Origin of the sequence: Turicibacter sp. HGF1, from assembly GCF_000191865.1 — a bacterium.
Classification (GTDB): domain Bacteria; phylum Bacillota_I; class Bacilli_A; order MOL361; family Turicibacteraceae; genus Turicibacter; species Turicibacter sanguinis.
On record NZ_AEXQ01000082.1, the window covers coordinates 1 to 10720 of the forward strand.

The window sequence follows — 10720 nt, forward strand, 5'->3', positions numbered from 1 at the left end:
CTCTTATTTCTCCTGAACTTCAAACAGCTTTTCAAACCTTTAAAACTTATCAATCTTATATTGAAAACACACTAACAACTCCGTACACCAATGGTCCTATTGAAGGAATTAATAATAAAATTAAAGTCATTAAGCGTATTGCCTTTGGATATCGCAGTTTCTATCATTTCAAATCTCGTATTCTCATGATTCAAAATCTAACAAAACCTAAAACAAAAATCCTAGCAGCATAGCCATTAGGATTTCAATTTAATTTTTCATTGTAATAGGTCACAAATTAATCAGCAACACTATTTGACAAAGAACCAAAATAAAAGGAATTAAGCTACTCCTAGAGCAGCTTAATCCCTTTCAATTAGATTGATAGACTTTCGTCATCCATACCATTTGATAAATAACCGTCATATATTAAATAGTGAGTTTATAAATTGTAGTAACTATTATGAAAACGTACAAACACATGGAATAGATTGAGATTCATCATCTTTTTCTTGAACTAGAACATCATATCCTTTTTCATCCATCATTTTTCTGTACTCTTCTAATGTGAATCGTGTGCCATTTCGCTTTAAGATTGAAACATCTTTTTTAAATTCTTCACGGAAACGACGTTCCATGTCTTCTTGCTCTAAATATCTTTCTGGCCAAACCTTATATAAGGTTGCATAGTGTCCATATCCACCACGAACACATCTGCCTGCACAGTTGGCATGTTCAAAGCCCAAAGCGTACATACGAGGTAATTTAATCCCCCATTCATTCTCTATAATATGCTTAGCATCTAAATCTTGTCTAAATGTTTCAATCAGTGGAAATCTTGTTTCAACTGGTTCAATTGGAAAATGTTCATAGAAATTAGTTAGGTTTTCTGCACGATGTTTTTCGTGGGGGCCAATTCCGAAGTATAAAATAGGCTCAAATCCTTCCATACGTTTTTCTTCAATGAAGATTAAAGTTTGTCTCACTTTAATTTCTTCAGAACATTTTGCTAATCTTGAATTTCCTAGATATCCCATATCAAAAAATACGTCTTCTGGAGTTCGACCGTCTACAATGTATGTCATTGGTAAACCGATATAATCAGCAACTTCTTCCATGAATCTATAGTTATCTTCATCTTCCCATTGTGTGTCTGTAAAAAATAAAATACTATTATCTAATCCGTATTGTTGTGCCATACGATAAGCAACATATGCACTCGATGCACCACCACTAAACATAGCTATATGTAAAGGTTTACGTTCTTCTTTTGATAACATCTTAAGCTTCCTCTCCTGTTTTGAGCTTTTGTTCAATAATACTATATAGGATATATTCAAGCTCATTATTGGTAATACGTTTACCTGAGTTTGTAATCATGCGTTGCAAATTATCATAAAGTGTTTTTGCTCGCGGTGTTAATTCTGTTTTCATAATGTACTTAGTTTCATTGTTTAATTTTAGGGCAACATATTTATCTGGATTAAATTCTGTTTGGTTAACTGATTCAATACAGTTTTTAACTTCATTGATAAACGTTTGAGTGAAGCTATCTGTCCATTCTGTTGCATAAAATTCAAATAGTTGGTATGAAAGTTCATTAATAAATGTAATTGAATTCTCATTATTACATTTTAATAATTTTTGGATAAATAAATTATCTTTATTTTGTGAGTTTTTATCAATAGCCCAACTATAAAGGTTATGAATACTAGTTTCTGTTTCAATTAAGTTTAATGTTTTCTTAATCTGATTTGGGAACCATTCTTCTAACTCTTGTTTATAAGCTATAAAATTATTTGAGTGATTTTTAAGCCAGCTTAAAGAAGCAGTAGGATCTACTTCTAATCGTCTAATATAAGTTTTAAATAATAATAGATGTTCAGGTTGATTACTAGTAGTTTGACAATATCTAGGTAATTTCTGTAACCATCCTAATAATGCACTACTTGCTTGAATATGGACTGATTTATCTAAAACATGCTGAGATAAATTATCTTTAAATAATTCTACAATTTGATTAAAGAAGTCGAAGTCACTCTCATCAAAATTATTGACTTGATAAGTAATATTTGAACCATCTAATACCATCTCACATATTTCTTGACTAGTTACACGGCTAATATATTGTCCCTTATTGAAAAACATAATATTTGGCCAAATGTCTTGTAGAAGTCCAACTAATACAACAGGAATCACTGGTTCACGTAATCCATAAGGTTCATTTCTTAAGATATTGACTAAATCTGCAAATTTATTACTTAAGTGAATATTTGATAATAATGTATCACGTAGCTTTTTTAAATCATTATTCGGCATATTAGATAAATCAATAGATGATTGGATACCGTTATTTTTAAAAACGGTCGCATAAATTAAATAATCTGGACCAAAACCTTGAATGTTAAAGTTATCTTTATCTGGGTTTTCTATTATTGCGTCGATAACTTTTTTTGATGCATTTCGTTGAACAGTAGCAATATTACGACGATTAAATGCCTCATTATTAATGATTGGAGTCAGTGGGTATTTAGTGTAGAATAATTCTGATAATTTTCTTTTTAAAATAAGTTCATTTTTTATATTTGATACAGATTTTAAATTAGGTAAATACCATTCAAATTTATTATTAAAACTTGTTAAATATTTAATTTTTTGTTTTAAATGAAATAATGTTTCATCTTGTTCAATTTGCAATTCAACCTTTACATACTGATCCTCTGACAGTAAAGTAGTATTTTCTAATAATTGGTTAATTGCTACATATTTATACAAATCTTGTTTAAAAAAGTCTATTTTTTTATTTACAATACAGAATAATTGATTAGTATATTCTTGTTGGATAAGTTGTAATTTACTTAAGAAATCTTGTGTTATATCAACAGTAGGAATAATTATATTAATATACGCATCAGCATCTGAATCTAAAAATATGCAAGTATTATTTGAAATAATTTCAGGCATAACTACCCTTACATTCGCGAACCTAACCATTTTCTTTTGTAAATTATATTGATCTGCAGAATAGAATTTTTTATCAAGTAGAGATTGTATTAAACTACACTGCGTATCGTAGGATATCGATAAATTATTTACTTTATTTTGTATTTCTTTATCTAAATCAATAGAACTTCCTTCGTATATTTGCCATTGCTCGAATAATCTATTATATCTTAAAACTCTAAACCCTTTTAATCTTGAAAGAATTTGCTCTGTTTGAATAATCGACCATCCCATAGCGTAGCTAATAAACTCTGTTGTTAAATTTTGTGTACTTTGAAGGTTTGTTATTTGCCATAATGTAATAAATTTTAATAAATTTATCATTTCATTATAAATTGTTTTATCTTTGTTATTCGGAATCTTTGAATAATTTTTTAAATAAGTTTTTAGTATGCTATACTTTGAATCAATCGTTGAAGAGTTATTAATATCATTAAAGAAGAATTCAAATAATTGATAAGGATAATAGGTGTCATGTGAATTATTTATATGATATCTTAGACCGTTAGTATCAGTTGTATCTAAAAAAGTAAATAATGTTCTTTCATTTTGACCAAAGGCATTTGACAATGGCTGTAACAATGCGAGTGATACAGGGTGTAATGGATAACATCCTTGAACCACTAGTGTTTCTAATTCCGTTCTGTTTAAAGAGAATAGCGGATACTTTCTTAATTGACTTAGATTCGCTTCTAGAGATAAAGGATCTATTTCTTTTTGTCTAAGATTGCTAATAATTTTATCAGCTATGCTAAAGAACATATTTGTATTGGAATAAATATAATGTTTTTTAAAACGTTTTTCAATTCTTTGAAATTCATCAATAAATTGAGGTTTATCCGTAAAGTATTGTCTCATATCTTTATGTGAGATAAAAATACTTCTTGCATTATCAATCCCGTGATCTAATAATTCTGCAAAATCTTGAATATACTGCATTGTTGTATGAGTTTTATCTTCTGGAAGTGTTTGTAAAAAACGTCCAAACTCATCATATATAAAAACAAGACCTAATCCTTTTTCTTTTAATTGTTCTAATATTTGCTCAATTTGAGAGATAAAATTATTATTGTTAAAATAATTAAATGAGGCCCCTGAGGTTAACTGCGAATATAATTTTTCAAATATTTCATAGGCATCCTCTTGAAGATTTAATATATTATCTTTAAATTGTTTAATGTTTGTTCCTTGGATCATTAAAAGCTTTTTAAAATTCTTAAAGGTTGACGGATATTCTTGCTCCCATTGTTCAATTGTTTTTAAGATTTCAGTACTTTTATTATTAAAAGTAATTTTGATTTTTTTCTCCTCTAGAACACTTAAAGTATTTAATAAGATTGCATTATGAAAAAGTCCCTCATTACCATTAACAAATACAGGAATAAAAGTTAAAGGAGATTGTCGAAGCTTTTTAATATTAGTAGAAATCTTCTCATCATATTTTGAAAATGAATTGATAATAGATTCTGTTTCAGTTAAAGAAAATGATTTAGATAGTAAATTTGAGATTAGCAGACCTAATAATGACTTTCCTGTTCCATATGCTCCAATAATAATTTGATTGTTTTGTGTTTTAGAATGAGTAACCGATTCACAAATAGAATTTATCACCTCTACATGTGTTGGTGTAGGAATATAATAATCTAATAAATCATTTGCCTTAAAATCGTATTTAATATTAATGCTAGGTTTAAATGATTGATTCATTTATATCCCTACTTTCTTTATAAAATTGCTTAATTACTTCTATAGAGTTAACAGGTCTATTTTTAATTTGAATAGTATCGAGATTATTTGTTTGTATAAACTCTAGTTTTCCTTGTTTCTTTAATGAAAAGATGTTTTTTAAAATTTGTTCTGATTTCAAATTAAATAATTTTCCTGGAAGCTTTTTAAGGTTAATAACTTCGTTTAAGGTCAATGAGTCTAACTCGTGTATATTCATATAGTCAACAAGTATATAGTAAATTAGTTCATCACTAATGTTTTCTATCTTCCCCTCTAATTTTACAATATTATCTTTTTTTGAAACTAGTTCTAAAGAAGATAAAGGACTATGCAAAACATCTTCAGGGTCCTCAAAAGCGTTGTTAATGTCATACATGTATAATAAACAATCAATATCTCGTTTTAATGAATTAATTGAAATATCTTTAAATTTTGATGCCCATTGTGTAAATTTTTCAAGTAAAAGATCTCTTTCAAACATATTTCCTTCTAGTTCATTAAAAAACCAATAGATAACTGTTGAACTTCTGTTACCATTTAAATCATTTACTTCAGAGTTTTTAGCTAAATTATAGTGTATTAATGCTCTAGTAAACGGAAGATTCAAATTTGAGTCATTATTAAATATTTCTTCTCCAAGCTCTGTTATTGAAAAAATTTTATTTTTAACATCATATTTCGTTACTCCTGTGGCAATTAGCCAGAATCGAAGAGCTGTTAACATGTTTTTCCCTATCCCCATTTTTTCAAAGGCATCAGGTTTTGCTAAAAGGGATTCATCTAAGGATACAGCTTCTAAACCTTTATGAAGCCAACCTTCTCGTAGATAAAAACTTTGATGTTGCCCAAATCCCATTTTAAATGCTCCTCTCTATTATTAACTAGTCAAAATCTGTCGAATCCATAATTAAATCGATATCTACAAAGTCATCGTCTATTTTATATTTTTCTTCAAGTGAACTCAAATATTGTTCTAGTCTATCGTAAATATCTAACTCATCTTCTGCTGTAAGGTATTGCCCTAAATCATTTTTTAAGATTTTTTCATCAATTATTTCCAGACCACCTAATGCGTAATTATAGAATATATTATTACGTGATACAAGATAGTTTTCTTCATCGTTGCTTTCACTAAAAAAAGCTCTTTTTACATCTGAAACTTTTGTTAAGTCTTGTGTCAAAATAATAGGTATTGCACTATAAAAATTTAAATCAAATAAATTTCTATTCAGTGTTTCAGTAAAGATTGTTGTTCTCTCTTTACCTTTCAAATCAGGAGTAGATTTATAATTATTCAATACTCCAATTAGCCCTGCTATATAATATGCGTCAATTACTCTGCTAAAAAGTGGTGGAGGTGTTATTCCAGGCTTCAGATTTTCATTTGTTGAACTAATTTTATTGATTATATCTGAATGTTTTCCATAAAATACTATAGAGTTTAAAGTTTCAAGAGCTTGCATTTTATTCCTCCCCTAATTCTTTGAAGAATACTTTTTTATCTTCATCATTTGTCATTTCATATTGTTTTCCAATAACATGCTTAACTGATTCCTCAACAATTCCTTTAAATTGTTGATCAATAGAAAATAAAATCACTTGGTCTGCAAATTTCGGCAGCAGAGGTGCTATTCCTGAGATATGTGCTGTATCTAGTTTCGCAAATGGTGCATCTAGGATGAGAGGATATTCTACAGTAGCTTCTAATTCATTTTTTTTGGTTTGAGCTTGCTCTTTGGCAATTTTTAAAATAGCTGAAATTAATGATAGACTAGTGATAATAGACTCTCCTTCACTCAAAGCCTCACTACCAGTATATTTGTCGCGAATTTTATAATTATAGTTGCTGTCTATTACTACTTCTTTAGATTTTTTATGAGAAGCACTTGAAAAAACAGCGTTGACTTCATCATTTAATTTTTTATGGATATCAGATTTTTTCTTCTCAATTGTAGTATCTAAAATTTTAATTAAATCATTTGCATATTCAATAGATTCTTGATGCTTTTGATTTTCATTAGTATATTTAGTATATAAAGAAATATCGTTATCAATTTTCTCTAGTTTATTTTTGAGTTCAGTATTTTGATGCTCTAGAATTCCTATAGTTTTATTCTTATCATCATATGTACGTTGTTTTTCTTGTTTCAATAAATGTAAATGGCTAATATCTGTTATTTGAGTAAGTTTTCTATCGATTGATTTAATTTCTTCAAACGTGGTTTGTTTTTTCTCTTCTTTGTCAAAATACGAATCAACAATCTGTTGTTTTTCTGTTTCAACTTCCTCAATATTATTTAATTTTTCTAGATAACGTTCTTTAAAACCATGAACTAAAACCCGATGATCATGTGGAGGTAAGTATTGTTTTAAATCACATAATAATTCTTTCTCATTTTGCCCCACTTTTCTACCACAGATACAAAGATTCTTTTCAATGATAGTGTCTATTGCTTCAGCATTTATTCCTGCAATTGCTTCTTTTGAAATATTAGAGGTATCAAGGTTTAAAATGACATCATCTTTAATTAATGACAATAGTTTAGTAATCGTATATTTAGTATAGGTTTTAGGAAAAGATGGCTTAGAAGTTTTTTTACCTGGATATAGTAAATCATTTAAATCTTCTGTTAATGATTCAAAATGTTGATTTTTTTGTTTGTATTGTTCTTGTATTTCAAAAGCATCAGCATTCAAACTTATTTGATGATTTAATTTCTCAATATCTTCAGATAATTCATCAATATCTTTTGATAATTGCTTTATGGTAATTTCATTTCTATCTAATTGTTGCAAAATTAGGCTTCTAGCATTGATAGCGGTATCTAATTTTTCTGAGCCTTCACTTTTAATTTGACTGTGAAGAAGTGGTATTAATTTTCTTTCTAAGATTACCTTCAATGAATCATATACATCAATATTTAGAATATTTTTAATTCCTGTTGAAATATCTTTTCTTGCTTGTGCGCTATTTTCACCTAAATTTTTAATTCGTTCTCCATCGAATAAAAAATAAGCTGACATTTTTTCAGGAAGAATATTATTTATTATATTTTCAGCACTTTCCATTGTTTCTATTTTAGAATTCCCTTGAGAATCTATATAACTGATTTTAAAGGTTTCAGAAAATGTTTTAGCTGTGCCATCAATTAATTTACTTACGCGTCTAGTTCTATCAATTGTATATTCAATTCCCTCATGACTAGCTACTACTATTACTGAAACAGGAAGAGAACTTTGTTTTTCTAATTGTTGAAATATTGTTTCATTTATAATTTTATCCGGATCCGGTAATTTCATCTTACCATATAAACACCAGTTAAATGCTTGTAATAAGGTAGTTTTACCACTCCCATTCATCGCATGAATAATTGTTAGATTTTTTTCATCATTAACTGAAAACTCTAAAAGATTTTCTCCTGAAAACTGTCTAAAGTTAATTATATTTATGGATTTAAATTTCATTAGTTATTTAACTCCTTTTCGATTAAATCTTTATATATACGTGCAAGATTTTCTTGTGTTTTAACTTGTTTTCCGTTTTTTTCTAGAATCTTTTTATCAAACTTATATTGTAATTTTGCCATCTGTACAACCATTTTTTTCTTTGATTCAATATCCTTCATATTTTAGCCTCCAATACTAGTTTGTATTTTCAATATATTGATTTAATCGGTATGCTTTATAAATATCATTTGCTAAATTTAACCCAAGTTCAGGATTAATAGCTAATCTTGCAAATTCTAATATACGATTATACTCTTTCATAATTAAATATACTTCAGCTTCAGATTCAGGACCATGACTCAGTACTTTTTGAAGTTCTCGAGGTAGTGTTACAAAGTCGAATATTTCAGCATAATCTTTCCCTGGTGAGTTGCGTAGTATTCTCCCTCGTCTTTGAATAAATTGCTTTTCATTTGTTGTACTAGATAGGATGAAAGCTCTACGTGTAGCAGGAACATCTACTCCTTCATCTAAGCATTTTATTGCAACTAAGCCTTGGATATCAGATCCCGAAGCAAATCTTTCTATAAGTTCTCTACGTGTGTGAATGTCCTCTTGAGCTGTAAATGTATGGACTTTCATATTTAATTCTTTCCCCATATATACATTTAATGCCTCAATTTGCTTTATTGGTAATTTACTTTCTCCATCATTTATTTTGACACTAGAGCAATAAATTAAGTTGTAATAAGTATCTTTAAATTCATTAATTTTCTCTTTAAACGCTTTAAACTTATTGATTGATCCATCGGCAATTTGATAGGTTAGTTTTATTTTTTCTTTAAAATTATTATTTGAGAATGAAAATTGTCTTAATTGTGAAAGACTGTAACCTTGAAATTCATTTAAGATATCATAAAATTTATTTGATTCACTTGAATCTAAGTATACAACAATAGGATGATAGATATATTTTGTTAAAAATCCATTTTTAATAGCTTCTTCTAAATCATATTTAAAGATGATTCCATTAAAATATTGAATTAACTTTTCTGTTCCTAGTTCATCATTATGTCGAATAGGTGTTGCAGTTAATCCAAGTCTATATTTAAAATCAGTTGATAAATAACTAAGAGTTGATTCTGCTCCTAAGTTATGGGCTTCATCTGCAATAAAAACAACCTCATGTCGCTTTTTTAATTCACTTAAAAGTACTTGGAATTTTGTTGTTTTAAAACTATCATTTGTTGTTACTATCGAAAGATGTTTTCTTTTTGGATCAAGATTCAAACGTCGAGCTTGTCTCTGAATAATTTTATCCCAATTTGCGATATCAGAATAAGCCTTAAATGGACTGTACCCAAATTTAATTAATTCATCATACCATTGATCAACTAAGTGTTTATAAGGAGCTAATATGACTACAATTTGTTTTAAGTCTTGTTTAATAAGCATCTCATAATGTTTAACTAGAGAATAACACGCTGTAATTGTTTTACCAGTTCCCGTGGCCATTTGTAAAATTCCCTTATAATCATTAATAACCCACTTTTGGTATGCTTCTAACTGATATGGTCTAATACCATTCTGTAACCAATGAGGTATACAAGGTCCAGAGGGATGAATATCGTAATTAGGCAACTCTTCTTGAATTATAGGGAGTACTCCGTTTTCCTTTAATTGAATTAGACGTTTTTGAATTACTTCTGTAAAGTCATAAACGTCTAGATTTTTTGTTTGATTATCCCATAATTTATCAAAATTATTTTCTTTTGAATTAATTCTAATTAGATCTCTTGAATCCCAGGAAAAATATAAATCTATACTTTCAAAATTATCACAATATCCATTAAATGTTTCATTCATTGAGCCGTTAAAAGCAATTTTTTCATTATCTTCATCGGTAATAATTCCAATTTTTTCGTGAAAAATCCCCTTAGTGTTACGGAAAGCAATTTTTATATCTAAATTACCTTTGGCAATCATACACTCAATTTTAGATAAATTTTCTTTTTCTTGTTCATTATCTGGAATTTCTAACGAATTTATGATACAAGAAGTAATAATCTTAGTTCTATTTTCATAACCCTTTTTTATTGTTTCAATGTCTTCATCAGATAAATTTGGTGAAGCAATGAGCTTCATTTTGGCACCTTTACGCATAAACTCATCTAATTCATCGCCTAATAATAACAAAGAATGTGTTGAAAAATATCCGACTGCCCTTTTATAATCAACGGCATCCCGAATAACTTTTTTGTAAAAATCATTTAAAATATCATCTTCCTCCGAGCGATATTGTAGTTGTAGCTCTAATTCTTTCAATCCCATCAAATCACCCTACCCTGTTAAAGTAAACAAGATAATTATAACAAAAAGCGACATATTTGTTAATTGATTTATAGCTAAAAACAGTATAAGTGATGTTATTTTTAATTATTTTATACAGTAAGTGGAATTTTTATATTTTTGCTTTAATAATAGAAATATTTAAGTTATTAAAATTTCTTAAACTATGATACGGAAAACTCACATAAAAAAATTGCAGAGTGAATTTTTACAC

At 28.1% G+C, this 10720-nt stretch carries 8 protein-coding genes; 1 reads left to right on the forward strand and 7 read right to left on the reverse strand.

Annotated features, from left to right (window positions below; translation table 11 throughout):
- Positions 1 to 233: ISL3 family transposase (locus HMPREF9402_RS08040; RefSeq protein WP_009607081.1), on the forward strand; the 233-nt coding region annotated here is incomplete at its 5' end.
- 207 nt (positions 234 to 440) lie between these two features.
- Here HMPREF9402_RS08040 and HMPREF9402_RS08045 read toward each other — a convergent pair.
- Genes HMPREF9402_RS08045 through HMPREF9402_RS08070 form a run of 7 tightly spaced genes read right to left on the reverse strand, consistent with a single transcriptional unit; the run spans position 441 to position 10488 of the window.
- Positions 441 to 1259 carry a hypothetical protein gene (locus tag HMPREF9402_RS08045; RefSeq protein ID WP_009607084.1) on the reverse strand — a complete coding sequence of 273 codons (819 nt, stop codon included), beginning with the start codon at positions 1257 to 1259 and terminating at the stop codon, positions 441 to 443.
- Between the two features lies 1 nt (position 1260).
- Positions 1261 to 4689, reverse strand: a complete 3429-nt coding sequence (locus HMPREF9402_RS08050) for a hypothetical protein (protein ID WP_009607085.1) — start codon at positions 4687 to 4689, stop codon at positions 1261 to 1263.
- The gene (locus tag HMPREF9402_RS08055) at positions 4673 to 5566 is read right to left on the reverse strand and encodes a DUF4007 family protein (protein WP_009607083.1); all 894 of its coding nucleotides are present in this window, start codon (positions 5564 to 5566) and stop codon (positions 4673 to 4675) included. Before HMPREF9402_RS08055 ends, HMPREF9402_RS08050 begins: the two co-directional genes overlap by 17 nt.
- Before the next feature lie 25 nt (positions 5567 to 5591).
- Positions 5592 to 6173: a hypothetical protein gene (locus tag HMPREF9402_RS08060; protein WP_006785107.1), complete on the reverse strand. Its 582-nt coding sequence runs from the start codon at positions 6171 to 6173 to the stop codon at positions 5592 to 5594.
- A gap of 1 nt (position 6174) precedes the next feature.
- Complete coding sequence (locus HMPREF9402_RS08065; RefSeq protein WP_009607082.1) at positions 6175 to 8175, reverse strand: AAA family ATPase; 2001 nt, start codon at positions 8173 to 8175, stop codon at positions 6175 to 6177.
- On the reverse strand, positions 8175 to 8336 hold the full coding sequence (locus HMPREF9402_RS14575; RefSeq protein WP_006785105.1) for a hypothetical protein: 162 nt from the start codon (positions 8334 to 8336) through the stop codon (positions 8175 to 8177). The genes HMPREF9402_RS08065 and HMPREF9402_RS14575 overlap by 1 nt, the downstream gene beginning before the upstream one ends.
- A 16-nt stretch (positions 8337 to 8352) precedes the next feature.
- Entirely contained in the window at positions 8353 to 10488 is a 2136-nt protein-coding gene (locus HMPREF9402_RS08070) for a DEAD/DEAH box helicase family protein (protein ID WP_009607080.1), read from the reverse strand.
- Positions 10489 to 10720: the final 232 nt, after the last annotated feature.

Excerpts from the sequence above, each read along its gene's own strand:
- HMPREF9402_RS08045 (WP_009607084.1), bottom strand. The coding sequence starts at position 1,259 with ATGTTATCAAAAGAAGAACGTAAACCTTTACATATAGCTATGTTTAGT.
- HMPREF9402_RS08050 (WP_009607085.1), bottom strand. The coding sequence starts at position 4,689 with ATGAATCAATCATTTAAACCTAGCATTAATATTAAATACGATTTTAAG.
- HMPREF9402_RS08055 (WP_009607083.1), bottom strand. The coding sequence starts at position 5,566 with ATGGGATTTGGGCAACATCAAAGTTTTTATCTACGAGAAGGTTGGCTT.
- HMPREF9402_RS08060 (WP_006785107.1), bottom strand. The coding sequence starts at position 6,173 with ATGCAAGCTCTTGAAACTTTAAACTCTATAGTATTTTATGGAAAACAT.
- HMPREF9402_RS08065 (WP_009607082.1), bottom strand. The coding sequence starts at position 8,175 with ATGAAATTTAAATCCATAAATATAATTAACTTTAGACAGTTTTCAGGA.
- HMPREF9402_RS14575 (WP_006785105.1), bottom strand. The coding sequence starts at position 8,336 with ATGAAGGATATTGAATCAAAGAAAAAAATGGTTGTACAGATGGCAAAA.
- HMPREF9402_RS08070 (WP_009607080.1), bottom strand. The coding sequence starts at position 10,488 with ATGGGATTGAAAGAATTAGAGCTACAACTACAATATCGCTCGGAGGAA.